Here is a 26,111-nt window from a genome sequence, read left to right as displayed (position 1 = left end):
GTGATTCCATCGGGCCATGGGTGACGGCCTTGAATCGCTGCCAGACGACATCGAAACGCTGAAAGCGGCATTGATCGTTGCTCGCGCGGAGGCTGCGGCCGCCCGCGCTCAGCAGTCCGACAACCAGGCGCTGATCGCCCATCTGAAGCTGCAGATCGAGAAACTCAATCGCGACCGCTATGGGCCGCGCTCGGAGCGTACCGCGCGACTATTGGATCAGCTTGAGCTGACGCTGGAGGAGTTGGAGAGTTCGGCGACGGAGGACGAGCTCGCAGCCGAAATGGCCGCGACCAAAACCATGAAGGTGGCGTCGTTCACGCGCAAGCGACCGTCGCGCCAGCCGTTCCCGGAGCATCTGCCTCGCGAGCGGGTGATCGTGCCGGGGCCTGTGGTGTGCGCCTGCTGTGGCGGCGCGCGGCTGTCCAGGCTCGGGGAGGACATCACCGAGACGTTGGAGGTGGTCCCGAAATCCTGGAAGGTGATCCAGCACGTCCGCGAGAAGTTTACTTGCCGTGATTGCGAGAAGATCAGCCAAGCCCCGGCGCCGTTCTATGTGATTGCCCGCGGCTGGGCGGGGCCAAGCTTGCTGGCGATGGTGCTGTTCGAGAAGTTTGGCCAGCATCAGCCGCTGAACCGCCAAGCGGAACGCTATGCCAGGGAGGGCGTGCCGATCAGTCTATCGACCCTGGCCGACCAGGTCGGCGGCTGCACGGCGGCGCTGGCGCCCTTGTTCAAGCGCCTCGAGGCCTATGTGCTGAGCGCCGAGCGATTGCACGGGGACGACACCACGGTCCCGGTCCTGGCCAAAGGCAAGACCGACACCGCCCGGATCTGGGTCTATGTGCGCGACGACAAGCCTTTTGGCGGGCCGGCCCCGCCGGGGGCGGTGTTCTATTACTCGCGCGATCGCGCGGGCGAGCATCCCCAGGCGCATCTGGCCGGCTACAGCGGCATCTTCCAGGCCGATGCCTATAGCGGCTATGGCAAGCTTTACGACCCGGGCCGCAACGCAGGTCCGATCCTGGAAGCCGCGTGCTGGGTCCATGCCCGACGACCATTCTTCGTAATGGCTGATCTGGCTGAGAATGCGCGTCGCAAGGCTAAGGGCAAGAAGCCGGCAGTGATCTCGCCGCTGGCAATGGAAGCAGTCCGCCGGATCGACGCCTTGTTTGAGATCGAGCGAGGCATCAACGGACAGAGCCCCGAACGGCGCCGGGCCGTCCGCCAGGAACTGAGCGCGCCGTTGGTCGCCAATTTAGAAACCTGGATGCGCGAGCAACGCGCCAAGCTCTCGCGTCGCAACGACATCGCCAAGGCCATGGACTACATGCTCAAGCGCTGGAGCGCGTTCATACGCTTCCTCGACGACGGCCGCATCTGCCTGTCGAACAATGCGGCGGAGCGTGGCGTGCGCGGCATCGCTTTGGGTCGAAAGTCCTGGCTGTTCTGCGGCTCTGATCGCGGTGGCGAGCGTGCCGCGGTGATGTACAGCCTGATCGTCACCGCCAAGATGAACGATGTCGATCCGCAAGCCTGGCTCGCCGACGTTCTGGCGCGCATCGCCGAGCATCCCGTCCAAAGGCTCGACGAACTCCTTCCGTGGAATTGGCGCCACCGAAACAAGCAAGTCGATCAGGCAGCCTGAGTGGCCGGTGTGCGGTCTTCACCGGACGCTTACGCTTAGACGCACTAATGTCCCGCTCTCGTGCATCGTCAGCCAGCCTTGTGGATCCCGTGGTCCAGCCCAGCGGTGTATTCCGCCGGCGTGCCTTTGTCGCCGAACAGGGAGGCGCCATTGAAAACTTCAATGTAAATCCTGCCGTCCTGTATGGGCTCGAAGCCGTGCGCGTGCTGCATCAGCCGGCGCGCTGCCTTATCGGGGGTCAGCAAACGGACGGTCGGCGGTTAACTTCATAGCGTCACAAGTCAAGCCGATCGTCGGGGCATCCCAAATGTTTGTCTTTGCGCTACGGTTGAGCCGCTGGGGTCTTTTCCGGTCATCAAGGACGGGATGTTTCAGAGTGCAATCATCAGACCGGCACATACAAACTAAAGTAAGCCCGCAGCGGGATTTCGCCACCGCTGACTAACGTTGAGCGGCGGCTTTTTCAGACTCGATATCCGTGCATTGTCAGTCCAGCCGTCGGCGATCGCTCTCAACGTGATGCCGCATCCTGCTCCAGCTTGGGCAGTGCAGTGATGTATTCGGCCCAATCGCGTGGCGTCAGCAGCCTGCGCCCGTCCGGCAGAATGAATTGGCTAGTAAAACCGCATGACCATGCCATTCAGTGCGGCGCCCCGGCAAATTCGACGCCGCACGTGTTGCCATTCCGCCAGATCACGCGGCAGTGCTTGGTCGTCTTGAAGCCATCCAGCGACAGATCGAATTTGAAGGCGGCGGTGTGATGGGTGCCTGAGTGAAGCATGGCTCCGTCATCGTGGATATTCACCACCCAGCAGGGATGGCAGCCGCGAATGCCGTCAACATGGAGCAGCGCGTGATGGTTGATTTCGATACGTTCCAGGGCACGACGTTCAAACATGGGACATCCCCAAAAAATCTAAAATCATCGGCGTACCAATCAACGCAGGCTAGATCGTCCGGCTACTTTTAAAAGTCAGGCCCACTAACTTTTTAAAATTGTAAAGAACGGCCTTACGGCAATCCCTTGGTCCAATGGTGCGGGCGCAGATGCGCGTGACAAGGAATTCTAATGTCGCGAGACGCTGACCGTCTCGTCTAGTTGGAGCCGATGGCAACCTCGTAGGGCGCTATAGAACCCGCCGGAAGCGGCCGTTTCCGAAAATTAAGCAGCCCCGCAAAACATCGGATATTCTCGCCACGTTGAGAATGCGATGTTTTGGCTATAGGGATTTTAAGCTGTCGGAATCCCCTTTGGGGTAGGAGGCGCACTGAATTAAGCTCATGGAGGCTCATAATGAAGGCCATGTTTGGCGTGCTGTTCTATTTGCTATTTTCGCCTTTCGTTTTTGCTCATGAACATACGAATGCCGTACCGGAGATCGATCGGAAGTTTCTCGACAATCTTCAGCGACCGGACAACCGTCCTGATGATCGTCGCGACAAAAAATCCAAATCATGCTGCACAGATAAGGATGCCGTAAAAGTCGAGTATAAGATGGTCGTGCCCGAAGGCGCTAAGTATCCGGAGCCTGAGTGGTACGTGTGGATTGAGTCGTATAAGCCGGATGGCACACCGGGCGAATACAAATGGGTGAAAGTGCCATCGGAGAAAATTGTTGTAGAGTATTCGCCATCAGGTCAGGCATACGTGTATTTGATCGGCCGCAGCATCCAATGCTTTGTGCGCCCACAGACGCGGTACTGAAGACCTAGCGCCTGCGCTTCTCGCCGATTGCTTGCGCTCTCGGGTGCAGCGGGCGAAGCGTGGAACGGCGGCGCGAGACTGCGAATCGCCGAAATCAATTTTCGACATGCGGAGGTCCGCACCACCATCATAGGCGGACTCAACCGCATCGACCTCGCAGCGCGACTCGGCACAGTGATCGGAGGCGTCGAACAACGTGCGCTGTTGGCCGACGCTACGCTGTCATCGAGGAACGTCACTGTGCCAGCTGATCTTGGTTACGGGTTGCACGTCGGGTGCATCGCAGAATTTTGCACAGCCTTTCGGAGCGCCGGTCGGATCGCGACACAAATGTGAACACATCAGCCGCTCGCCGTTGATTTGACTCGGCATTTTAGGCCAGTTGACTCCTTGCGCAATGGCTTTGCGGGTTACTTCGTGCTCTTCCCGGAGAACGGCTCTTTTGCCTCCGTCGCCGCGAGAGAAGGCTTGCCTCTCCCGGGCTTAACGCCAGCACCGCGGCGCCCGAACCACACGACTTCGCCGTACGCTCAAGCCACACCCGTCCGTCGCAGCTCTCGCGTCCATCGCATCTCACCGCGCGTTCTTGACGATGGTCAGCGCCCCTCATCCGCCGTGAGACAGGCGGAGTTATGCCGATGATTTGCGTGAGAACGAAAGCGAATATTTTTGCGCGAAGGGCTGGACAGGCTTTTGGTGATTTGCCCGTCGGGCAGTCACACAGCGCGTCACATAGTGACATGCAGTTGCGCGGCGGCGTTCTCCCCTTCTCCCCATGTGGGGGCTCTCCGCGGAGACAGACCCATAATTTGGTTCGCCGCCGCTGCGCGGTACCGATGGTTGCGAGGAGCCGCCGGGTGGCCCGAACGTGTACCCCTCGTGGAGTGCAACTGCGCTCGCGCAGTGGTGAAAGCTCCAAGATATGCGGAGACGAGCTACGGCAGACGGGGTGCTGTTATTTTTCCCGGCGTAGCTGCCGCGTTGACATCTTCTTGAACTCGCTTCCGGACCCTTGATGACGGGGCGGGAGCATTGGTAAATAAGGCCGAAATGTAACCAAACGGAACCAACACCAACCCCGAATTTCCTGGCCGCGGATCAAATCCGCGCATCACGGGTACAGGAACCGGAAATGCTACAGCAGCTTTTCGCGCCACAGCTCGTTGTTCTCTACATCCTCGTCGCATCGACGCTCTATGTCCACTTTCGCGGCCGCGAGCGGCTTCGGATCGCGCGCCAGCTCGGCGATCACTCGACCTACCTCGCGCCCTACAACGTGCTGATGTATGCGGGCTCGGCGGTTCCGAACCAGCCGGTGATCCCGGTCGAGCGCTTTCCCGAACTGGCCAAGCTCGGCGAGAACTGGCAGACGATCCGCGAAGAGGCGGTGCGGCTGTTCGACGAGGGCTTTATCCGCGCCGCCGCCAAGAACAACGACTGGGGCTTTTATTCGTTCTTCAAGAGCGGCTGGAAGCGGTTTTACCTGAAATGGTATGACGACTTCCTTCCTTCCGCGCGCACGCTGTGCCCGAAGACGGTCGAGCTCCTGAACTCGATTCCGACGGTGCATGGCGCGATGTTCGCCATGCTGCCGCCCGGCGGCAAGCTCGGCGCGCATCGCGATCCCTTTGCTGGCTCGCTGCGCTATCATCTGGGCCTCGTCACCCCCAATTCGGACCAGTGCCGGATGCTGGTCGACGGCGTGCAGTGCGTCTGGCGCGACGGCGAGGCGTTCATGTTCGACGAGACGTTTATTCACAGCGCCGTGAATACCACCGGCGTCAATCGCATCATCCTGTTTTGCGACGTCGAACGTCCGATGAAGTACGGCATCATGACCGCGATCAACCGCTGGGTCAGCCATCACATCGTCAAGGCTTCCGCGACCCAGAACATGGAAGGCGAGCATGTCGGCGCGCTTAACAAGGTGTTCGGCAAGCTCTATGAAATCCATCTCGCCAGCCGCAAGGTCAAGGAGTGGAACCGCAAGGTATACTACGCGCTGAAATACAGTCTGATGATTGGGGTCGTCGGGTTGATTGTTTTATCTGCGTTGCGGTAATCGCGCAGCAGGTGGCCCGCATGAGCGAAGCGATATGCGGGGGGATAAGTACCTAGAAGAGTCCCGGATATCCCTTTGCTCATCCGGGCTACGGCAGCCAGGTTTGCTTCGACAAGTTTTGCAGATGATGCAGGGCTTCCCCGGCTCTGTGCTCCGGCACAAATAAATGATCGTGATAAAAGGCCGACACTGCATTCACGCTGATGCCGGCTTCCGTCAATCGACCGGTGACTGCGGCCAGAAAGCCTACCGCTTCAAGCGAGGAATGAACGGTCAGCGTGATCATTCGCGATGCAAATTGATAGGGGAGACCTGCAGCTTCTGGAGTGCGGCTGGAATTTCCTTGTCTTCCGACATGCTGCAAAAAACGAAGACGCCGTCGTGCAACTCGGGCTTCATGTTTTGCAGTAGCGTCTTCAGATTGCCTTCGCCCGGTATGGTCGTGTGCTCTTTCAGCAAGTAGCCCGCATCAGCCACCGGGCCGCACGGTTGCGCGTCCGATGGCTCATCCGGGCTACGGTTGCTGGGTTATCAGCCTACGACGACTTCGCTGATCTGGATGACCGGGGACTGGTCGGTGTAGTTCGCGATGTCGGCCATGATCTCCTTGGCATGAGGGCCGAAGCCGGACTGGAAGGCCTCGACCGAGTCGCAGAAGATGTGACACATCCCGACATAGGTGGCGGGAGCGCCGGGCACGCCGCCGGCCATGCCCTTGTCGACGGTGTAGGACTTGCAAGCATCACCCATGCGGGCTTTTACGAGCGGCATATGCTTGTCGCGATAGTAGTCGTGGTCGAAGCGTGCCCCGGGCGTGTTGGGATACATGACGCTTACCTTGATCATCGGTGATTCCTCCGCTCTGACGTTCGCCGTTATTCCCGGCAATAATTGAAATCTGTGTCAGTTTTGCGGATCTTGCAACTGGAAGGCGCCGGGCGACCGGCGATCGAACACGATGCCCTTTGCTGCGGTGCACGAGTCTTCACAAAGCACATTGACGAGCGGACCGACAAATATCCGCTATAGGCAGCGCTCCAGACCTCGCGCTCCCCCATCTCGCCGGACGTTCGATCAAGCTAAATAGGCTGTAGCGGCATCCTGAATACGAAGCGCGTTTCATCCGGTGTGGATGTGACGTCGATCCTGCCGCCGTGCGCCTGCGCGATCTGCGAGGCGATGTGAAGGCCAAGCCCGAGGCCCTGTCGGCTGGAGCGGACGTCACCGCGGAAGAACGGTTCGAACAGCTTTCCCATTGCGATCGCGGGGATCGGCTCGCCGGCGTTCGCAACCCAGAACTCGAATACGCCGTCTTCGGTTTTCGCTCCAACCCGCACCGGTTGGTAGGCCGCGCCGTGCGTCAATGCATTTCCGATCAGGTTCGAAACCAATTGGCCAACCCGCGAGCGGTCGCAGTTGACGGGCTCGTTGATGGCGAAGCTGCTCTCAATGCTGCGATCGGATGATGCGGTGCGAAGTTCGTCGACGACTTGCTCTAATACCGGCTGCAGCGGTCGGTTGGCGTCGCGGCTGAGGGTGATGCCGCCGCCCAGCCGGCCGCGTGCGAAATCGAGAACGTTGTCGATCAAGCCCGACATCCGGGTCACGGTCGTGTTCATCATGTCGAGGACGCGAAGCTCCTTGTCAGCCTGCAGGACGCCCGAGCGCTGCAGGATTCTGGCGCCCGCGCTGATCGCCGCGAGTGGATTGCGAAGGTCGTGCCCCAGAACGGCAATGAATTGCTCACGCAGTTCCGCGGTCTCCCGCTCGACGGCAAGCCCCTTTCGAAGCTCCGATCTCGAATCGACCAGTTCGCGTTCGTAGCGCCGCCGATCGGTCGCCTTGATCACGACCAGGGCCGTGAACAGGACGGTGCCGTCGGGATTGCGGCGCTCGGCGGCGTTGGCGATGACCGGCAACCGCTCGCCGGCTGCGGTCTCGAAGTCGAGCGCAAACTCGCTGAAAAAGCCTTGCATCCGCAGTAGAGGCGCGATGTGGGTTTCAAAGTAGATGCGGCCGGCCATGTTCAGGAATTGATGGAGGCGCTGGCCGACGAACTTGTCGGCCGGGAAGCCGGTCCAGGCTTCAAGTGTGGCGTTGACCTTCGAGATCCGACCGTCGGGCCCGATCGTGAGATAGCCGCATGGAGCGTTCTCGAAGAGGTCCTTGTATTCGTCGGTGGGGCCGAGCTCAGACATACGCTTTAATGGCAGAGACCACTTCAGCGGGCGCGCTCAGGTTTGGACAGTGCCCGGTGGCCTTGAGAAAGACGATCTCGCTGCCGGGAATGCTGTCATGCACGAACTTGCCGACCGCTTCGGATGCGATGATGTCCTCGCTGCATTGAAGGATCAGGGTCGGAATCGCGACCTTGGAGAGGTCCGCCCTGTTGTCGGAGGTGAAGGTGACGCGGGCGAAAGCCTTGGCGATTTCGGGATCGGTCCGGCAGAAGCTGTTGGTCAGTTCTTCGCCCAGTTCCGGGCGCTCTGGATTGCCCATGATGGAGGGAGCCATCGCGGCCGACCAACCCATGTGGTTGTCCTCCAGAAACTCGAGCAGCTCCGCGATCTGCTTTGCGCTGAATCCGCCGACATACTCGCCATCATCGATGTACCTGGCGGAGGGCCCCACCAATACCAGGTGGCCGAATAATTCAGGGGCCTTCAATGCGGCCAGGATTCCGATCATCGAACTGACCGAATGACCGACGAAGACGGCGTCTTTCAAACCGAGCTCGGAGCCGATTTCCACCACGTCGTCAGCATAGCCATCCAGCGTCGAATATTTGGTTCTGTCGTAGGCCGACAGGTCCGACCCGCCGGCTCCGACGTGGTCGAAAAGGATGACCTTGAAGTTGCTTTCAAACGCAGGCGCCACGAAGCGCCACATATTCTGATCGCAGCCGAAGCCATGGGCGAACACCATGGCCCGCCGGCCCCGACCGCTCTCGTGGACGTTGTTTCTCGCCAATACGTCCATGCCCCAATCCTTATTGTCCCAGGCGACACTACGCCGATCCACAACCAACTCCAGCGAGATCGCTGGAGTTCCAATGATTGGGCGCGGCCGGTTCCGCCATGGGCCTCGCGTCGGGGCGAGGGTGGGGGTCCCTCACTCAAGGGAGTGATCGCTCAGTGGCCGGCGCTCTGGCCGCCGTCGACATGCAGGATCTCGCCGGTCACGAAGCCGGCACCTTCGAGATAAAGGATCGCATCGACGATGTCCTTGATCTCGCCCATGTGGCCGACGGGATGCAGGGCGCCGAGCGCCGCATGGGCTTCCGCCGCATGCATCGGCGTCTTGATAATGCCGGGCGAGACCGCGTTCACGCGGATGCCGCGCTTGGCGTATTCGATCGCGAGCGACTTGGTGGCGGCGTTGAGGCCGCCCTTGGTCAGCGACGCCAGCACGGAAGGCACGCCATCGATGGCGTGATCGATCAGGCTGGTGGTGACCTGCACGACGTGGCCGCTGCCCTGCTTCTCCATTTCCGCGATCGCCAGTTGGGTGATGCGAAAGAAGCCGGCGAGATTGATGCCGAGCGCGCCGGCGAAATCGGCCTCGCTGTACTGGGTGAAAGGCTTGGCGATGAAGATGCCGGCGTTGTTGACCAGCGTATCGATGCGGCCGAACTGGGCCATCGCTTCGGCGATCACGCGCTCGGCGGTTCGGGGGTCGGCGATATCACCGGGAACGCTGAGCACGCCGTCATCGTTCGACGGCTTGATCGAACGCGCGGTGGCGACCACCCGGTAATTTCGGTCGCGATAGGCGTTGACCAAAGCGGCACCAATGCCCTGCGATGCGCCTGTAATCACTGCGACTTTCTGTTCGGTACCCATGGCAAGCTCCTGTCTGTTCGAGGGGGATGAGGCGGGGGGATTTGGGGCCCCGTTCAACCGATCATAACCAAATACGCTCGTTCGAGACGCGAACGAATGCCCATCGTTCGAGAGGCACTCTTTTCGCCAAGCGGAAGAATGCGGGATAATGCTTCCGGTATGATGGCCGTCGCGGCCGGACAGGAATGATGGACCGTATCGATGCGATGAAGGTCTTTGTCGCCGCGCTCGACGAGGGCAGTCTTGCCGGCGCAGGCCGCAAGCTCGGCCGCTCGCCCGCAGCCGTCAGCCGCGCCATCGCCTTCCTTGAAGCCCATGTCGGGGCTGAGCTGCTGCACCGGACGACGCGATCGATCAAGCTGAGCGAGGTCGGCGAGCGCTATGCGGCGGCCTGCCGGCGGATGCTCACCGAACTCGAGGAGGCCGACATCCTGGCCGGCGGCGAACGGGCAGCGCCGCGCGGCCCGCTCGCGCTGACGGCGCCTAGTATATCGGGCGAACTGGTGCTAGGACCGGTCCTCGATACCTTCCTGGACGCTTACCCGACGGTGTCCGCGCGCCTCGCATTGCTGGATCGGGCGGTGAACCTGATCGACGAAGGCTTCGATGCCGCGCTTCGCATCGGCGAACTGGCCGACTCGTCGATGGTCGCGATGAGGGGGGAGGTGCGCCGGGTGGTGGTGGCTGCGCCGAGTTATCTCAAGCAGAATCCGCGCATCGAGGAGCCGGGCGATCTTGCCCAGCACCAGATCATTTCGATGGCGCACATCCCCAATTCCTGGAGTTTTCCCTCGACACCGGGCGCCGCCGGCCCGCGAACCGTTCAGTTTCCGCCTCGGTTCGTGATCAATAGCACCCGTGGAGCGGTGGCGTCGGCGGTCGGCGGGCGGGGCGTGGCGCTGTTTTATTCCTATCAGGTCGCCGACAAGGTGCGGAACGGCGAACTTGAAATCGTGCTCGCGGGCCACGAGCCCGCCGCGCTGCCGGTGCATGTGATCGTGCCGCAAGGCCGGCTCACGGTGCCGAAGGTACGCGCCTTCATGGATTTCGCTGTGCCGCGGCTGCGTAGCCATTTTGCGCGGCTGGAGAAGGATTCAGGCGCGTAGGACGGGTGGAGGGAAACGATACCCGTCAGTGCCGGACAGGCGACGTGATGGGTTTCGCTTCGCTCTACCCCTCCTACGGTTGCTACGAAAAAGCCCCGGACCGGATCCGGGGCTTTGCATTTCGTGACGGCTTATGCGCCGGTCGCCTATTCCGGCTTGCCGATGTTCACCTTCAGCGTGCCGACGCCGTCGACGCCGCACTCGATCTTGTCGCCGGGCTGGAGCTGGGAAACGCCGGCTGGCGTGCCCGTCATGATGATGTCGCCGGCGGCGAGCTTTACCTGTTGCGAAAGCTGCCAGATGATTTCCGGCACGTTCCAGATCAGTTCGGTGAGATCGCCCTTCTGGGTTTCCTTGCCGTTGACCGTGAGCCAGATCTTGCCCTTGGCGGGGTGACCGATCTTGGAAGCCGGCTGGATCGCGGAGCAGGGCGCGGAATAGTCGAACGACTTGCCGATTTCCCACGGCCGTTCCTTCTTGCGCGAGGCGATCTGCAGGTCGCGGCGGGTGAGGTCGATGCCGACGGCATAGCCGTAGACGTGGTCGAGCGCCTTGTCGGCGGGAATGTTGAGGCCGCCGCTCTTCATCGCGACGATCAGCTCGACCTCGTGATGAAAATCCTTGGTCAGCGGCGGGTAGGGGATGGTGGCGCCGTCGGGCACCAGCATGTCGGCGTGCTTGCCGAAGAAGAACGGCGGCGCGCGCTCGTCATTGCCCATCTCGCGGATGTGCTCGAGATAGTTGCGCCCGACGCACCAGATGCGGCGGACCGGATAGGAGCCCGTCTCGCCGACGACGGGAAGGGTGGGCTGCGGGGCTGCTGATATGACGTAGGAGGCTGCGTTCATGAAAAAGGTCTCGGCAGGTTACAGGTGGAAATCCGGCGGTTCGCTTTTACGCGGTTGCGCTGACCGGCGCCAGACTGGGATGGCCGGCGTCGCGCTGCTGCAGGCGGAAGAACGAGGCGTAGCGGCCACTGCGGCGCAGCAAATCGTCGTGCAGGCCGCGCTCGACGATCTGGCCGCCCTCGACCACCAGAATGGCGTCGGCGTGCATGATGGTGTGCAGGCGGTGGGCAATCACGATGGTGGTGCGGTTCTGGCAGAGATGGTCGATCGCCTCCTGCACGGCTTTTTCGGATTCCGAATCCAGCGCCGCGGTGGCTTCATCAAGCAGGATGATCGGCGCGTTCTTGATCAGCGCTCGCGCCACTGCGATGCGCTGGCGCTGGCCGCCGGATAGCTGTGTGCCGTGCTCGCCGACCGGCGTGTCGTAACCGAGCGGAAAGCCCATGATGAAATCGTGCGCGCAGGCCGCTTTCGCCGCCGCCACGATCTCGTCCTGGGTGGCGCCTTCCTTGCCGAAGGCGATGTTGGCGCCGATCGAGTCGCGGAACAGATAGACGTCCTGTCCGACATAGCCGGTCTGGGCGCGCAGCGAATGCCGCGATACGCCGGATATGTTCTGTCCGTCGATCAGGACTTCGCCGTCGTTCACTTCGTAGAGCCGCAGCATCAGCGCCAGCACGGTCGATTTGCCGCCGCCGGAGGGGCCGACCAAAGCGGTGGTCTTGCCGGGCTCGGCGATGAAGCTCATGGCCTTCAGCACCGGCTCGTCCGGCCGGTAGGAGAAATTGACATCGCGAAACTCGACCCGCGCGGTCGAGAGTTTCAGCGCCGGCTTGTCGTCGTCGGAAGGCTCGCTCGCCGGGCTGTCGACGATCTCCAGCAGCATGCGGGCGCCGACCAACTGGCTGTTGAGGTCGATGTTGAGCCGCGCCAGCCGCTTGGCGGGCTCGGTTGCCAGCAGGAACGCGGTCATGAAGGAGAAAAATTGCCCGGGCGTGGCGCCGAGCGCCACCACGCTGTAGCCGCCGTAAAGCAGGCAGCCGGCGACCGCGAAGCCGCCGAGCATTTCCATCAGCGGGTTGGAGCGGTTGGAGACCCGCGCCATCTTGTTGGCGTTGCGCTCGACCACCGCGATGTTCTCGTCGATCCGGCGCTGCATGGCCGCTTCCAGCGTGAAGGCCTTCACCGTGCGGATGCCCTGCAGCGATTCCTGCATGGTCTCCATGATGTCGGCGCTGCCGGTGAACTGGTTGTGGGCGAGCCCCTTGATGCGCTTGATCAGCTTGCGCAGGATCAGCATCGCCGGCGGCACCACGACGAGGCCGATGAACGACAGCACCGGATCCTGCGTCACCATCACGAAGATCAGGCTGACCAGCAGCGCCACGTCGCGCCCGACGGCATTGATCAACAGGGTCAGGACGTCGGTGATGGATTTTGCGCCCGATGTCAGCCGCGCCAGGAATTCGGAGGAATGCCGTTCGGAATAGAATCCGATGCTCTCGCTCATCAGCTTGGCAAACAGCCGCCGCTGGTTGTTGGCGAGAATGGCGTTGCTGATTTTCGACAGGATCACGGTGTGGCCGTAGGTCGCCAGGCCCTTGATGAACAGCAGCACCACCGTGACGCCGGAGAGGATGGCAATGCCGGTGACGTTCTTGTCGATATAGGCCTGATTGATCACCTGGCCCAGGATATAGGCGGAGCCCGCGGTGGTGCCGGCGGACACGGCCATCAGCGCGAATGCGGTCAGATAGCGCCGCCAATAGACAAAGCCCTGTTCCATGACGAGACGGCGAATCAGGATCGCCGCGCCATAGGGATCGTCGGTGATTTTTCGGGTCGGTTTGCTTGGAAGATCGGTCATCCGCGTTCCATTGACGGCGCCTGGATAGCCGGCGCGTCAGGGCTGCTGCGGGGACTCCTTGCCTGCTTGGCGGGGCTTTTTCAAGCCAAATAAGCGCTTGATTTCAGGCCGATTCCGCTTGCCGCGGAAGGCCGCCGCGGTCGCGGAACAGCTTCTGTTCCCAGGCCAGCGCATGGATGGCGATGGTCTGCAGATCGTCGAATTGCGGCGTCCAGTTGAGTGTTGAGCGGATGCGGCTGGTATCGGCGACCATGGTCATGATGTCGCCGGGGCGGCGCGGCGCATAGGAAACCGCGAAATTGCGCATCGAGACGCGGCGGACGGCCTCGATGGTCTCGAGCACCGAATAGCCGCGGCCGTAACCGCAGTTCAACGTGATCGAGCTGCTGCCGCCGCGCAAATAGGACAACGCGGCGCGATGGGCCTGCGCGAGATCGCTGACATGGATGAAGTCGCGGATGCAGCTTCCGTCCGGCGTCGGGTAATCAGTGCCGTACACGTCGATCTTGGCGCGCTGCCCGGTGGCGGCTTCGACCGCGATCTTGAGCAGATGCGTGGCGCCGACCGTGGCGAGGCCGCAGCGGCCATCCGGATCGGCGCCGGCGACGTTGAAGTAGCGGAGCACGACATAGTTCATGCCATGGGCGGAAGCCACGTCGTGCAGCATGATTTCCGTCATCAGCTTGGAAGAGCCGTAGGGCGACGCGGGCCGCGTCGGCGCATGTTCGGGCACCGGCACCTGGTCAGGATTGCCGTACACCGCAGCGGTCGATGAAAAGATGAAACGGTTGACGCCGCCCTTGACCGCAGCATTCAGCAGGCTGCGGGTCGTCATGGTGTTGTTGCGGTAATAGCCAAGCGGATCGCGCACCGAATCCGGCACCACGATGGAGCCGGCGAAATGGATGATGCTCTCGATCTTGTGCTGGGCGATCACGCCCGCGACGAGGTTTTCATCGCCGGCGTCGCCGATGAACAGCGGCACGCCCTCGGGCAGGAAGTGTGAGAACCCGGTGGAGAGATTGTCGATCACGACGACGCTTTCGCCGGCATCCGCCAGCGCGTGAACCGTATGACTGCCGATATAGCCGGCGCCACCAGTGACGAGCACTGTCATGAGCCACCTTTTCCTGTTTATTGGGACCGACGCTAGCGGGGCCTCGGTGAAGACAGGGTTTCGGCGGGCGCCGAACTGGCCACTATGCTTAATGTTGCGTATAGGAACTGGCCGAAACGGAGCCTGACGTGCCGATCGAGAACAAGTTGGCCAGTGATCTGCAACTGATCGTGCCTAATCTGCACAGGCGCTATTCGGGCGTCACGGCGACCAACCGGATGGTGGCGCCGAAGCTTGCCGCAATGTACCGCGCGGCCTGGCTCGGGCCGCACGCGCCCGACGGCATTGCGCGGCTGGGTTTTGCGGATCTTTTGAAATTGTGGCGCCGCCGCGTGCCGCTGATCTGGCACGCGCGGCGCAATGACGAGATGATCGCGGGGCTGTTGTTGCGCGGGCTCGGCTGGCCGCTAAAACTCGTCTTCACCTCGGCGGCGCAGCGGCATCACAAGCGGCTGACGCGCTGGCTGATCCGGCAGATGGATGCGGTGATCGCCACGTCCGAACTCTCGGCGTCGTTCCTCAAGCGCGAGGCAACGGTGGTGATGCACGGTGTCGATACCGATGCTTATGCACCGCAGGCCGACCGCGCGACGGCGTTTGCGGAAGCCAAATTGCCGGGGCGTTACGCGATCGGCTGCTTCGGCCGGGTGCGCGCGCAAAAGGGGACGGATGTTTTCGTGGCGGCGATGTGCCGGCTGCTGCCGCGCTATCCCGATTTCACTGCCGTGATCGTCGGCGCGGTCGTGCCGGAGCAGCAGGGTTTTGCCAACGGCTTGAAACAGCAGATCGAGGCCGCCGGACTGCAATCGCGCATCGTCATCACCGGCGAGCTTGAGATCGAGGAGGTGCAGCGCTGGTATCAGCGGCTGACGATCTACGCCTTCACCTCGCGCAACGAAGGTTTCGGGCTGACGCTGATCGAGGCGATGTCTTCAGGTGCGGCGCTGGTAGCGGCGCGCGCGGGCGCAGCCGAATTCGTGGTCGAGGACGGCGTGACCGGCGTGCTGACGCCGCCCGGCGATGTCGACGCGCTGGCCGCGGCACTGGAGCCGCTGATGCGCGATCCGGCATCGGCGCATGCGATGGGCGAGCGGGCACGTGCGCGTGTGCTGAAAAAATTCAGCCTCGAGGCGGAAGCGAATGCGATCGCCGCGGTCTATCGTACGCTATAGCGTTTTCGAGCGAAGCGGATGCCGGTTCGCGCAAGGAAAACGCGTCAAAACAAAAGAACAGAGCCCCGGTTCTGATGTAATCAGAACCGATCAGGCTCTGGGCTGAGTAACCAGCAGGCGGTGCGCGACGTCGGCCACATAGGCGGGGTCGATATCGCGCATGCAGCGGTGGTCGTTCATGGTGCAGACGGTGCGCTGGCAGGGTTGGCAGGGCAGCACCGCCTTGGTCTGAAGCACCGTGGCCGCGAGACCGTTCAGCGGCGCCCAGAGATAGGGGCTGGTGGGGCCGAAAATACCCATGGTCGGCGTGCCGATGGCGGCTGCGATATGCATCAGCCCGGAATCGTTGGAGATGGCGACGCCGGCTGCCGCCATCGCCAAAATGCCGTTGCGCAGATCGGTGCCGGAGAGGTCGCGGGCCTTGCCGCCGGTGGCGGCAACGATCTCCTGCGCCAGCGCCTTCTCGCCGGGACCGCCGACCACCCAGACGTCGAGGCCGCGCTCGACCAGGAGCCGGGCGGCGCCGGGATAATAGGTCCAGCGCTTGGAGGCACCGACGGACCCAGGGGCGAGCGCCACCGCGGGGCCTGAGCCCAGCTCGTTGCCCTGCCGCCAGCGCAAGATTTCCTCACCAGGCACGACAAGCTGCGGCACCGGCCATTCGCCCGGCTGCGGCGCGCCGGTCGGCAGCGCTAGCGCAGCATTCTTGTCGATGAAGCGGGGCAGGGCCTTTTCGCCCCAGCGCATCCGGTTGATCAGCCCGAATCGAGCCTCGCCGAAAAAGCCGACGCGTTCCGGGACGCCGGCCAGCGCAGGGGCGATCGCGGCCTTCCAGGTACGGGGCAGGACGAGGGCTGTTCCATAACCTTTGGCACGCAGTTGGGATGCGAGACCCCACTGCTTCGCCAGCGCAAGACGGCCACGGGGCAGGTCCCAGACGATCCCGGCGCGGACACCCGGCATGTAGTCAACCAGAGGGGCGCACAGGGAGGTCACCAGCAGGTCGACGGGGCGGTTCGGCCAGCGCTGTTTGAGGACACGCACGACCGTGTGGCCACGGACGAAATCGCCGATCCACATGTAGGGCACGATCAGGATCGGCCGCGTGTCGGCGGCATCCTCCACCGCGATCCCATTGAGTGAATTAATATTCATATCTTATGTTCGACGCCCAGCGGCGTTTCCGGCACTGGCGTAACCGCTATGCAACGGGAGGTAAAGTCGAGCGATCCGCCTTCGTCGCGCGAAACAATCTCGACCGCGGTTCTGATGAAATCAGAACCGAGGGTCCTATCCTTTTGGTTTGACGTGTTTTCCTGACGCGAATCGAATGCCGCTTCGCTAAAAAGCGCTTTGAGTTGCCTGCCGCGCGGGAGTGGGGCAAAGCTTTGCCGAACAAATCATGGCAGGGGATGGCATGTTGCTGGTGACCGGGGGCGCCGGTTTTATCGGATCGAACGTCGTGGCTGCGTTGAATGACGCCGGCCGGGACGTGGCCGTGTGCGACGTGCTCGGTCATGACGGCAAATGGCGTAATCTGGCCAAGCGCCAGCTCGCCGATGTCGTGCCGCCCTCGGAACTGATGGACTGGCTGAAGGGCTGCCGGCTAGAGGCCGTCATTCATCTCGGCGCCATCTCCGAGACCACGGCGACCGACGGCGATCTGGTGATCGAGACCAATTTCCGGCAGTCGATGCGGCTGTTGGACTGGTGCACGGCGAACGCCACGCCGCTGATCTACGCGTCCTCGGCGGCGACCTATGGCGACGGCAGCGAAGGCTTTGGCGATGACCAGTCCGTGGACGCGTTGAAGAAGCTGCGGCCGATGAACCTCTACGGCTGGAGCAAGCATCTGTTCGACATGGCGGTGGCCGAACGCGCCGCGCGCGGCGAACGGCTGCCGCCGCAATGGGCCGGATTGAAGTTCTTCAACGTGTTCGGCCCCAACGAATATCACAAGGGCACGATGATGAGCGTGCTGGCGCGGCGCTTCGACGACGTCAAGGCCGGGCGCCCCGTGCAATTGTTCAAGTCGCACCGCGAAGGCATCGCCGACGGCGACCAGCGGCGCGACTTCATTTATGTCGACGATGTCGTGCGCGTGACGATGTGGTTGCTGGCGGCGCCCGGCGTCAGCGGTATCTTCAACGTCGGCACCGGCACTGCGCGCAGTTTTCGCGACCTGATGCTGTCGGCCTATGCCGCGCTCGGCGCCACACCGAACATCCAGTATATCGACATGCCCGAAACGATCCGCGGCAGCTATCAATACTTCACCCAGAGCGAAGTCGATCGGCTGCTGCACGCCGGATATAATGGCGGCTTCACCGTGCTGGAAGACGCGGTCGAGCGTTACGTCAAGGGCTTTCTCGATCGCGACGATCGCTTTCGCTGATGCGCACCAGGTAGACAGATGTTTGATTTTGAAGCCTTGAGCCAGGCGATTCTCGGCCAGACCGTGCTCTGCGTCGGCGACCTCATGCTCGACGAATTCGTCTATGGCGAGGTGTCGCGCATTTCGCCGGAAGCGCCGGCGCCAGTCATCGCGGTCCAGCGCAGCGAGACTAATGTCGGCGGCGCCGGCAATGTCGCGCGCAACATCGTCGCGCTCGGCGCGCGCTGCATCTTTGCAGGCTTGGTCGGCGAGGACGAGGCGGGCGCGAAGCTGAAGGCCGATCTGGCGCGGGAGAAGCTGATCGAGGCCGTGCTGGTTACCGATTCCTCCCGCCCGACGACGCGTAAGGTGCGCTTCGTCTCCGAGCATTTTTCCACCCACATGCTACGCGCGGATTGGGAGCAGGCCGTTCCTGCCTCGGCCGATGTCGAGCAAAGGCTGATCGACGCGATCCTGCCGCAGATCGCGCGCGCCGATATCGTGCTGCTGTCGGACTATGCCAAGGGCGTGCTGACGGCGCGCGTCATCCGCAACATCATCGATGCCGCCAGGAAGCTCGGCAAGCGGGTGATCGTCGACCCCAAGAGCGCCAATTTCGCGATCTATCGCGGCGCCACGTTGCTGACCCCAAACCGCAAGGAATTTGCGGAAGCTACCCGAAGCCGCGCCGATACCGACCAGAGCATTGCCGGCGCGGCGCAGGACGCAATGATTCTCGCCGATTGCGATGCGATGCTGGTGACGCAAAGCGAACACGGCATGACGCTGGTGGTTCGCGGCGGCGAGGCGATCCACGTGCCGGCGCTGCCGGTCAAGGTGCGCGACGTCTCGGGCGCAGGCGACACGGTCGCCGCCGTACTGGCGCTGACGCTCGCGGCCAAGGCGGATTGGGAGATGGCGTTGCGGATGGCGAATGCGGCGGCGGCCGTCGCGGTCGGCAAGAAAGGCACAGCGACCGTGACGCCCGCCGAGCTGCGGCGGAAAATCCTGCCCCATGCGTCGCTGGCGGCCGAGGAGAAGATCGTGCCTGCTAGCGGCGATCTCGATGCGCATCTGTCGGACTGGCGCCGGCAGGGACTGCGCATCGGCTTCACCAATGGCTGCTTCGACATCCTGCATCCCGGCCACGTCAAGGTGCTGACGGCCGCGCGCGGCGCCTGCGATCGCCTGATCGTCGGTCTTAACAGCGATGCCTCGGTGAAGCGATTAAAGGGCGAGGGGCGTCCGGTGCAGGACGAGCGGGCGCGCGCCGAGGTGCTGGCGGCGCTGGAGGCGGTCGATCTCGTCGCGATCTTCGAGGAAGACACGCCGATCGATCTGATCGCGAAGGTGAGGCCGAGCGCACTCGTCAAGGGTGGCGATTACACCCGCGAACAGGTCGTCGGCCACGAGATCGTCGAGGCTGCCGGCGGCGAGGTTGTACTCATCGACATTCTGCCGGGCCACAGCACGACGTCGCTGGTCGACCGCGCGCGGGGAGGCAAGGCGTGAGCCTGAGCGCTACGGCTCCACCGGTGTCGCTGCTGCGGCGGTACTGGCGCGACCGGGCGCTGTGGATGACGATTGCGGATGTTTTTGCGATTCTGGCCGCGTTCACGTTGCCGTGGTCGACGACGCTACCGGCGATCTTCGTGCCCCTCTGGCTCGGCGCCGTAGCATGGGTGATGGACTGGCGGGCTTACGGGCGCTTGCTGAAACTGCCGATCTGCTACTTGCCGTTGGCGCTGGTCGGTCTAGCCCTTGTCGGCACGCTCTGGTCGGACGCGGCATGGAGCGCGCGGCTTTACGCCGTCAGTCCCACCCTCAAACTCCTGGTGTTGCCCGGACTGTTCTATCATTTCGAACGGTCGTCGCGCGGGATCTGGGTCTTCGTCGCATTCCTGGTATCCTGCGCGCTGCTGATGGCGGTGTCGTGGCTGGTGGTGATGGAGCCCAGCCTCACGCTGAAGGCCCCAGACGAGGCAGGGGGACGCGGCATCTTCGTCAAGAACTATATCGACCAGAGCCAGGAGTTCGCGCTCTGCGCAGTGGCGCTGGCCTATCCGATCATCCGCCTGCTACGCACGAACCAGATCTGGCAGGCGCTCGTGCTGGGGGCGATCTCGCTCGGCTTCGTCGTCAACATGGCATTCGTGATCGTCTCGCGAACGGCGATGGTCACGATCCCGATCATGCTCGCCGTGTTCGCGCTGCTTCACCTGAAATGGCGAACCAGCCTGGTGATCTTCGGTGGATTGGCCGTCATGGCGGGGTTGGCGTTTGCCACGTCGCCGCCGCTGCAGCTGACGACCGATGCCTTTGTCAGCGACTATCTGCGCTACAAGAACGAAAACCTGCCGACATCGGTGGGATTACGGCTGGAATATTGGCGCAAGTCGCTGGGCTTCTTTACCGAGGCGCCGGTCATAGGCAACGGGACGGGTTCCACGCTCGACTTGTTCAAGCGGACTGCGACCGGCGCAGGCAATCGCGCTACCGCCCAGGTCATCGGCAATCCGCACAACCAGACGCTCGCCGTCGCGGTTCAGTGGGGAGCTGCCGGGATCATCCTGCTCTATGCGATGTGGCTTTCGCATCTGCGGCTGTTCCGCGGCGACGATCTGGCTTCCTGGATCGGATTGCTGGTCGTCGTGCAGAATATCTTCACCTCGCTTTTCAACTCCCACATCTTCGATTTCCATGAAGGATGGATGTATGTGTTCGGTGTTGGAGTTGCCGGCGGCATGACGCTGGCGGCCGGGCAACACAACGCGCGCGCGGAATCGGCAGGATCGTCGTGATGGCGGCGGATCACCAGCGCAGGGAGATAAATTCGGTCGGCTCGATGCTGTCGGTCGTGGCCTCGGCCCGGACCGACCCGTTCGCGCGCATGCTCAACGTTGACCTCATCGCGGTGCTGGTGGCGTTGTTGCTGCCGTGGTCGACCAGCGGTGTGGGCATCGGCATGGCGATCTGGCTAGCCGGGCTTGCCACCACGCTGGAATTGCGCCCGTTCCTGCGTTCTTTGCAGCGGCCGATCTGTGTGTTTCCGATTGCACTCGTGGCGTTGGCCGTGATCGGAACCCTGTGGTCGGACGCGGCCTGGGGCGTGCGCCTCCATGCGCTGAGCCCGGCGACGAAGCTGCTCTTTCTGCCATTCCTGTTCTATCATTTCGAGCGCTCGGCGCGCGGCATGTGGGTATTCATCGCGTTCCTGGTGTCCTGCACGCTGATGACCGCCGCTTCCTGGATGGTCGCGATCGATCCCGGCCTGACGTTGAAGGTCCCCGGCGAACCGATGGACCGCGGCATCTTCGTCAAGAACTATATCGACCAGAGCCAGGAATTCCTGTTGTGCACGGTCGTGCTTGCTTTCCCCATCATCACGCTGCTGCGGGAAGGGAAAATCCGGCATGCGCTGCTGCTGACGCTCGTCGCGGCGAACTTTGTCGTCAACATGGTGTTCGTCGTCGTGTCGCGCACGGCGCTGGTGACGCTACCGGTGATGCTCGCCGTATTCGCGATGGCGCATTTGAAATGGCGAACCAACGTGCTGCTGTTCGCTGCCGCCATCATATTGGGGGCGCTGGCCTGGACGGTGTCGCCTCAACTGCAGGCGACGACAGAAAAGTTCACGCGGGATTACCGAATCTACAAGGAACTCAACCAGCCGACGTCGATCGGGCTGCGGCTCGAATTCTGGGAGAAGTCGTTGCGATTCTTTGCCGAGGCGCCGGTCATCGGCCACGGCACGGGATCGACGCGGGGCCTGTTCGAAGCCGCGGCGACCGGGCCCGCGGTGCTGGCGCAGGGGCAGGTGATCGGGAACCCGCATAACCAGACCCTCAACGTCGCGGTCCAGTGGGGCACGGTCGGGGTCGTGATCCTGTATGCGATGTGGTTGTCACATTTCTCCCTGTTCCGCGGCGAGGGGCTGGCGGCCTGGATCGGGCTGATGGTGGTGCTGCAGAACATGGTCAGTTCGCTGTTCAACTCGCATCTATTCGATTTTCATGAAGGGTGGATGTATGTGCTGGGCGTTGGCGTAGCGGGAGGCATGGTGCTGTGCGCCGGATCCGAAGCGGAATCTCCCGGAACAGTCCGGGCATGATCGCTGGCATGCGCGCCGCAGATAAGATATCAGCGGACCACGGATGCGCCTCGGGAATCCCCCTCGCTTTCTGGTCAATGGAATGACGCCTCTTTCGCAACTGACCCAGCGCAATTACCTGATCGCAGCGCATGATGCGCTGGCGACCGCGTTTGCGCTGCTCGCGGCGTTCTATTTGCGCTTCGAGGGAGGTGAGGCCTTCTATGCCCGCCTGCCGCTGTTGCTGCGCATTCTGCCGCTCTTCGTCGTCTTCAGCGTCGTGATCTGCTACGTCTTCAACCTGACGACGACGAAATGGCGCTTCATATCGCTGCCCGATGCGCTGAACATCATGCGCGTGGCGAGTGTTCTGACGGTAGCGCTGATCGTGCTGGACTATGCCTTCATTTTCGGGGCATCGAGCGCCAGGGCGCCGGTGCTGTTCGGCCGTATCACCATCGTCCTCTACTGGTTCCTCCAGGTGTTCGCGCTGAGCGCGCTCCGTTTCGGCTATCGCTATTTCCGCTATTCGCGCGTTCGCCGCCATGCCCGGACCGAAGGGGCGTCGTCGACCCTGTTGATCGGCCGCGCCGCCGATGCCGAGGTACTGTTGCGCGCGATCGAGAGCGGGGCGGTCAAGCAGCTTTGGCCGGTCGGCGTGCTGTCGCCGTCGGCCGCGGACCGCGGCCAGTCGATTCGTAACGTCCCGGTGCTCGGCGGCCTCGACGACGTCGAGGACGTGGTCCGAGATTACGCGGGACGGGGAAAATCGATTTCGCGGATCGTGATGACCCCGTCGGCGTTCGAACCCGAGGCGCATCCCGAAGCGATCCTGATGCGGGCCAAGCGGCTCGGCCTGTTCGTCAGCCGCCTGCCGTCGCTGGAAAGCGGGGACGTGCCGCGGCTGACCAATGTCGCCGTCGAAGACCTGCTGTTGCGGCCGAGCGAGAAGATCGATTACGCGCGGCTCGAAGCGCTGGTGAAGGGCAAGGCGGTGATCGTGACCGGCGGCGGCGGCTCGATCGGTTCGGAGATTTGCGACCGCGTCGCGACCTTCGGCGCCGCGCGGTTGCTGGTGATCGAGCATTCCGAACCGGCGCTTTACGCAGTGACCGAAGCATTGGCGGCGCGCGCGACCAATGCGGCGATCGAGGGGCGAATCGCCGACATCCGCGATCGTGACCGGATCATGAACCTGATGCGTGAATTCAAGCCCGATATCGTGTTCCACGCCGCCGCCCTGAAGCACGTGCCGATCCTCGAGCGCGACTGGAGCGAGGGCGTCAAGACCAACATCTTCGGTTCCGTCAACGTCGCCGACGCGGCGCGTGCGGCGGGCGCAACCGCAATGGTGATGATCTCGACCGACAAGGCGATCGAGCCGGTCTCGATGCTGGGCCTGACCAAACGCTTTGCCGAAATGTATTGCCAGGCGCTCGACCATGACCTGATGACGCAGTCGGACGGCAAGCCGCACATGCGGTTGATCTCGGTGCGGTTCGGCAACGTGCTGGCATCCAACGGATCGGTGGTGCCGAAATTCAAGGCACAGATCGAGGCCGGCGGCCCGCTCACGGTGACGCATCCGGACATGGTCCGTTACTTCATGACCATCCGCGAAGCCTGCGATCTCGTGCTGACCGCAGCGACCCACGCGCTGACGCCGGCGCGGCCCGACGTTTCGGTCTACGTCCTCAACATGGGACAGCCGGTCAAGATCGTGGAGCTTGCCGAGCGGATGATCCGCCTGTCCGGCCTCGAGCCCGGCATCGATATCGAGGTGGTGTTCACTGGCATGCGGCCGGGCGAGCGGCTGAACGAGATCCTGTTCGCCAGCGAGGAGCCGGCGGTGGAGATCGGCGTCGCCGGCATCATGGCGGCCAAGCCGAATGAGCCGCCGATGCAGACGTTGTGCAAATGGCTCGCGGCGCTGGAAGAGGCGATTGCGCGGGATGACCGCTCTACCATCCGCGCCGTGCTCAAGGATGCCGTACCCGAGTTCGGATCGAACGCCGCCTGATCTGTCGGTACCCGCCGGCCATGCGGGCCACCTTGAAAGCCATGATGCAGCAGTCCGGAAAAGTCGTCGTCGTCAGCCAGCATTATCCGCCGGATCCGAGCACGACGGCGGCGATCATGGCGGCGATTTCGGAACGTGTGGCGCAGGGAGCCGAGGTCCTGGTGCTGTCGGGAACGGCTGGCTCCGCGGCTGCCGGCAAGCCCCAGATCGTCGAAGTCAGGAATTGGAAGCCCGGCAAGGCCGCATTGTTCAAGCGCGCTTTGGCCGAACTGCTGTTCACGATCCGGATGTTCGCAGCGCTAGTGGTGAAATTGCGCCGCGGCGACGTCGCGCTCACCGTGCCCGCACCCTTCATGCTGCCCTACGCCTTTGCCGCCGCCGCGAAATTGAAAAGCGCGAGGTCGATGCTGATCATGCACGATCTCTATCCCGACGTGCTGATCATGGCGGGAATGCTGAAGCCGGATTCCTTGCTGGCGAAGGCGATGCACGCCCTCAACGCGCCGATGTTTCGCGCACTCGACGCCGTGGTCATCATCGGCCGCGATACCGAAAAACTGCTGCTGCGTTATCGCGGAATGACACGCAACAAGATCCGCTTCATTCCGAACTGGGCGACGCTTGCGCGCGGCGTTCGCGCGGTCGATCCTGACAATCCGTATCGCCGTTCGCTTTCCGCCAGCTTGTCGTTGGCCTGTCAGGCAATCTCGGCTTTACCCACGATCCCGTCATCGTCTTCGAGGCCGCGCGATTGCTACGCGAGAACAGGGATATTCACTTCCTGTTGTCGGGCTGGGGGATCGGATTCGACCAGTTGCGCGAGATGCAGTCCGAGGCAAGGCTTCCGAACGTCACGCTGGTCGATCGTGTCGAGGACGACCAGCTGGAGACGTTTCTTTCGGCGGCGGACGTCTGGATCATTCCCTACCGCAAGAACGTCGCCGGCGTATCGGTTCCGAGCCGGTGCTACAATCTGCTGGCGATCGGCCGCCCGGTGATCCTGGTTTCCGAAGCGGATGCCGAGGCGGCGTTGACGGTGACCGAACACGATGTCGGCTGGGTCGTCGAGCCCGGCAGCGCCGAGGAGCTAGCGAAGACCATCAGTCGCGCCGCCGGCGCCAAGGACCGGCAGCGGGCCGAGCGCGCGTCCGAAATCGCGGGGCGATTCGATTTTGAGACCGCCATGACCGGCTATTGCGGGCTGATCCGCGAGCTTGCGCAGAACAAGCCGGATTAGCCTGACGGCTGTCGGCGCGAGAAGCGGCGCATCAGGAGCGCCGTGGCGATGCCGCCGATGACAAAAAGCAGGACGGCGATGGCCGTCGACGAGGTCATGGCCGAGCCGATTGCCAGCGCCGCCAGCAGGACATTGAGCGCGAATACCTCGCTTACCACGCGCCAAACCGAAAAGCCGTTGTCGGTGGCGCGCTGGTAGAAATGGGTGCGATGCGCCGCCCAGAACGGCTCGCGCCTTGCCATCCGCCGAAACAGCGTGACCGTCGCGTCAGTGAGATAATAGAGCGGCAACAGCAGCGCGGCCGCGATCTGCTGATGCCAGGCGAGCTGCAGCAGGCACCAGCCGGCCAGCAGGCCGATCGGCAGGCTGCCGACATCGCCGAGAAAGATCTTCGCCACCGGCCGGTTGAAAGGCGCAAATCCGAGCATCGCGCCGAACAGCGCCGCGGCGGCGACCATCGCGGGCGTGGGAAGTTCGGCAAGCCAGCCAAGCAGAACGAGCGCGCCGGTGACGGGTACGATCTCGGCGATCGTCATCAGGTCCAGCCCGTCCATGAAGTTGACGAGGTTCACGAACCACAGGCCTGCCAGGACCAGCAAGCCGCGCTCGAGCCAGAGCGGGCATGCGTCGACAATCCTCAGATTTTCCGGCGCAGCAGCGATCACTGCTACGACCGCAGCCCCCTGCAGCAGCAGCCGCGGCACGACCGGGATTGTTCTGACGTCATCCACAAAGCCTACGGCGGCGATGAACAGCGTCGCGCCGAATACCGCGACCGGAATTTTCATCTCGGCTGCGTCGGCAATGGCGATGACGGTGACGGCCGCGATCAGCGTCGCCGCGACCACCGCGATGCCGGCGCCCTGCGGCGTCGGAATCCGATGCGAAGAGCGCGCATTCGGCTTTGCCAGCGCGATTCGCATCATCAGCGGCCGGATCGCCCATGTCAGGACGCCCGACACCAGCGCCGCCGGCACGGCGGCAGCCAACGACAGCAGGAGTTGCGAACTGGCCATTCTATCCGCG

Annotated in this window: 22 protein-coding genes and 2 pseudogenes; 12 read left to right on the top strand and 12 right to left on the bottom strand. The window is 62.9% G+C overall.

The window, feature by feature from the left end; genetic code table 11:
- Positions 1–16 precede the first annotated feature (16 nt).
- Positions 17–1,645, top strand: a complete 1,629-nt coding sequence (gene tnpC, locus ACPPVP_RS32175) for an IS66 family transposase (RefSeq protein ID WP_426527611.1) — start codon at positions 17–19, stop codon at positions 1,643–1,645.
- Positions 1,646–1,713: 68 nt separating this feature from the next.
- Here tnpC and ACPPVP_RS32170 read toward each other — a convergent pair whose 3' ends face one another.
- Positions 1,714–1,890: a hypothetical protein gene (locus ACPPVP_RS32170; protein WP_426527610.1), complete on the bottom strand. Its 177-nt coding sequence runs from the start codon at positions 1,888–1,890 to the stop codon at positions 1,714–1,716.
- 395 nt (positions 1,891–2,285) lie between these two features.
- A complete protein-coding gene (locus ACPPVP_RS32165) occupies positions 2,286–2,543 on the bottom strand; it encodes a PilZ domain-containing protein (protein ID WP_426527609.1) in 258 nt (85 codons plus the stop codon).
- A gap of 396 nt (positions 2,544–2,939) precedes the next feature.
- On the opposite strand from ACPPVP_RS32165, the gene ACPPVP_RS32160 reads away from it, so the two are divergent.
- Positions 2,940–3,350, top strand: a complete 411-nt coding sequence (locus tag ACPPVP_RS32160) for a hypothetical protein (RefSeq protein WP_426527608.1) — start codon at positions 2,940–2,942, stop codon at positions 3,348–3,350.
- A gap of 1,132 nt (positions 3,351–4,482) precedes the next feature.
- Complete coding sequence (locus tag ACPPVP_RS32155) at positions 4,483–5,412, top strand: aspartyl/asparaginyl beta-hydroxylase domain-containing protein (RefSeq protein WP_426527607.1); 930 nt, start codon at positions 4,483–4,485, stop codon at positions 5,410–5,412.
- 88 nt (positions 5,413–5,500) lie between these two features.
- Here the strand turns inward: ACPPVP_RS32155 and ACPPVP_RS32150 are convergent.
- The 5 genes and pseudogenes from ACPPVP_RS32150 to ACPPVP_RS32130 all read right to left on the bottom strand — a co-directional run bounded on the left by ACPPVP_RS32150 (position 5,501) and on the right by ACPPVP_RS32130 (position 9,254).
- Positions 5,501–5,850: pseudogene (locus ACPPVP_RS32150) on the bottom strand (ACT domain-containing protein).
- A 93-nt stretch (positions 5,851–5,943) separates the two neighbouring features.
- Entirely contained in the window at positions 5,944–6,258 is a 315-nt protein-coding gene (locus tag ACPPVP_RS32145; protein ID WP_426527606.1) for an EthD family reductase, read from the bottom strand.
- A 233-nt stretch (positions 6,259–6,491) separates the two neighbouring features.
- A complete protein-coding gene (locus tag ACPPVP_RS32140) occupies positions 6,492–7,610 on the bottom strand; it encodes an ATP-binding protein (protein ID WP_426527605.1) in 1,119 nt (372 codons plus the stop codon).
- A complete protein-coding gene (locus ACPPVP_RS32135) occupies positions 7,603–8,391 on the bottom strand; it encodes an alpha/beta fold hydrolase (RefSeq protein ID WP_426538180.1) in 789 nt (262 codons plus the stop codon). Before ACPPVP_RS32135 ends, ACPPVP_RS32140 begins: the two co-directional genes overlap by 8 nt.
- Before the next feature lie 152 nt (positions 8,392–8,543).
- Positions 8,544–9,254 carry an SDR family NAD(P)-dependent oxidoreductase gene (locus tag ACPPVP_RS32130; protein WP_426527604.1) on the bottom strand — a complete coding sequence of 237 codons (711 nt, stop codon included), beginning with the start codon at positions 9,252–9,254 and terminating at the stop codon, positions 8,544–8,546.
- Between the two features lie 188 nt (positions 9,255–9,442).
- Between ACPPVP_RS32130 and ACPPVP_RS32125 the strand changes: the two genes are divergently transcribed.
- Positions 9,443–10,360: a LysR family transcriptional regulator gene (locus tag ACPPVP_RS32125; protein ID WP_426527603.1), complete on the top strand. Its 918-nt coding sequence runs from the start codon at positions 9,443–9,445 to the stop codon at positions 10,358–10,360.
- Between the two features lie 146 nt (positions 10,361–10,506).
- Here ACPPVP_RS32125 and ACPPVP_RS32120 read toward each other — a convergent pair whose 3' ends face one another.
- The 3 genes from ACPPVP_RS32120 to galE all read right to left on the bottom strand — a co-directional run bounded on the left by ACPPVP_RS32120 (position 10,507) and on the right by galE (position 14,192).
- Complete coding sequence (locus ACPPVP_RS32120; protein ID WP_426527602.1) at positions 10,507–11,208, bottom strand: fumarylacetoacetate hydrolase family protein; 702 nt, start codon at positions 11,206–11,208, stop codon at positions 10,507–10,509.
- A 46-nt stretch (positions 11,209–11,254) separates the two neighbouring features.
- Positions 11,255–13,075: an ABC transporter ATP-binding protein gene (locus ACPPVP_RS32115; protein WP_426527601.1), complete on the bottom strand. Its 1,821-nt coding sequence runs from the start codon at positions 13,073–13,075 to the stop codon at positions 11,255–11,257.
- A 103-nt stretch (positions 13,076–13,178) separates the two neighbouring features.
- Complete coding sequence (galE, locus tag ACPPVP_RS32110; protein ID WP_426527600.1) at positions 13,179–14,192, bottom strand: UDP-glucose 4-epimerase GalE; 1,014 nt, start codon at positions 14,190–14,192, stop codon at positions 13,179–13,181.
- 128 nt (positions 14,193–14,320) lie between these two features.
- On the opposite strand from galE, the gene ACPPVP_RS32105 reads away from it, so the two are divergent.
- Positions 14,321–15,364, top strand: a complete 1,044-nt coding sequence (locus tag ACPPVP_RS32105) for a glycosyltransferase family 4 protein (protein ID WP_426527599.1) — start codon at positions 14,321–14,323, stop codon at positions 15,362–15,364.
- A 90-nt stretch (positions 15,365–15,454) separates the two neighbouring features.
- On the opposite strand, the gene waaF is transcribed toward ACPPVP_RS32105, so the two are convergent.
- Positions 15,455–16,519, bottom strand: coding sequence for a lipopolysaccharide heptosyltransferase II (gene waaF, locus ACPPVP_RS32100; protein ID WP_426527598.1), 1,065 nt, complete (start codon positions 16,517–16,519; stop codon positions 15,455–15,457).
- A 262-nt stretch (positions 16,520–16,781) separates the two neighbouring features.
- Between waaF and rfaD the strand changes: the two genes are divergently transcribed.
- From rfaD to ACPPVP_RS32065, 7 genes and pseudogenes are all read left to right on the top strand, one after another.
- Positions 16,782–17,759 carry an ADP-glyceromanno-heptose 6-epimerase gene (gene rfaD / locus ACPPVP_RS32095; protein ID WP_426527597.1) on the top strand — a complete coding sequence of 326 codons (978 nt, stop codon included), beginning with the start codon at positions 16,782–16,784 and terminating at the stop codon, positions 17,757–17,759.
- Between the two features lie 18 nt (positions 17,760–17,777).
- Positions 17,778–19,250, top strand: a complete 1,473-nt coding sequence (rfaE1, locus tag ACPPVP_RS32090) for a D-glycero-beta-D-manno-heptose-7-phosphate kinase (RefSeq protein WP_426527596.1) — start codon at positions 17,778–17,780, stop codon at positions 19,248–19,250.
- Positions 19,247–20,539, top strand: a complete 1,293-nt coding sequence (locus ACPPVP_RS32085) for an O-antigen ligase family protein (RefSeq protein WP_426527595.1) — start codon at positions 19,247–19,249, stop codon at positions 20,537–20,539. Before rfaE1 ends, ACPPVP_RS32085 begins: the two co-directional genes overlap by 4 nt.
- A 44-nt stretch (positions 20,540–20,583) precedes the next feature.
- Positions 20,584–21,849, top strand: a complete 1,266-nt coding sequence (locus tag ACPPVP_RS32080; RefSeq protein WP_426538178.1) for an O-antigen ligase family protein — start codon at positions 20,584–20,586, stop codon at positions 21,847–21,849.
- Between the two features lie 82 nt (positions 21,850–21,931).
- Entirely contained in the window at positions 21,932–23,848 is a 1,917-nt protein-coding gene (locus tag ACPPVP_RS32075) for an SDR family NAD(P)-dependent oxidoreductase (protein WP_426527594.1), read from the top strand.
- Positions 23,849–23,868: 20 nt separating this feature from the next.
- A pseudogene (locus tag ACPPVP_RS32070) lies at positions 23,869–24,405 on the top strand (glycosyltransferase family 4 protein); the annotation flags it as partial.
- Positions 24,406–24,542: 137 nt separating this feature from the next.
- Positions 24,543–25,085: a glycosyltransferase gene (locus ACPPVP_RS32065; protein WP_426538176.1), complete on the top strand. Its 543-nt coding sequence runs from the start codon at positions 24,543–24,545 to the stop codon at positions 25,083–25,085.
- On the opposite strand, the gene ACPPVP_RS32060 is transcribed toward ACPPVP_RS32065, so the two are convergent.
- The gene (locus tag ACPPVP_RS32060; protein WP_426527593.1) at positions 25,082–26,101 is read right to left on the bottom strand and encodes an MraY family glycosyltransferase; all 1,020 of its coding nucleotides are present in this window, start codon (positions 26,099–26,101) and stop codon (positions 25,082–25,084) included. The two genes, ACPPVP_RS32065 and ACPPVP_RS32060, sit on opposite strands and share 4 nt — an antisense overlap.
- Positions 26,102–26,111 lie beyond the last annotated feature (10 nt).

This window comes from Bradyrhizobium sp. McL0615, assembly GCF_049993905.1.
Taxonomy (GTDB): Bacteria; Pseudomonadota; Alphaproteobacteria; order Rhizobiales; family Xanthobacteraceae; genus Bradyrhizobium.
This window is presented reverse-complemented; position numbering and strand designations above follow the sequence as displayed.